This window comes from Muribacter muris (assembly GCF_004569585.1).
Lineage (GTDB): Bacteria > Pseudomonadota > Gammaproteobacteria > Enterobacterales > Pasteurellaceae > Muribacter > Muribacter muris.
In genome coordinates this window covers 1-295 of sequence record NZ_SPPA01000082.1, presented here as the reverse complement: position 1 = coordinate 295, position 295 = coordinate 1, and the positions used below count along the sequence as shown (strand labels likewise).

At 51.2% G+C, this 295-nt stretch carries 1 pseudogene; it reads right to left on the bottom strand.

Annotated elements, in window-relative coordinates:
- Positions 1 to 295, bottom strand: a pseudogene (locus E4T80_RS12905) (hypothetical protein); the annotation flags it as partial.

Genomic DNA, 295 nt, shown 5'->3' with positions numbered 1-295 from the left:
GCAACTGCCGCATCAAATTCAGCGTCCGCTGCAGATAGTTCAGCAAAAGTAGCAAGCACTTCGGCAAGTGCAGCAAACAGCTCTGCAAATAAAGCCGATTCTTCAGCAACTGCCGCATCAAATTCAGCATCTGCTGCAGACAGTTCGGCAACAGCGGCAAGTACCTCCGCAAGTGCAGCGGACAGCTCTGCAACCAAAGCAGACTCTTCAGCAACTGCCGCATCAAATTCAGCATCTGCTGCAGATAGTTCAGCAAAAGTAGCAAGCACTTCGGCAAGTGCAGCAAACAGCTCTG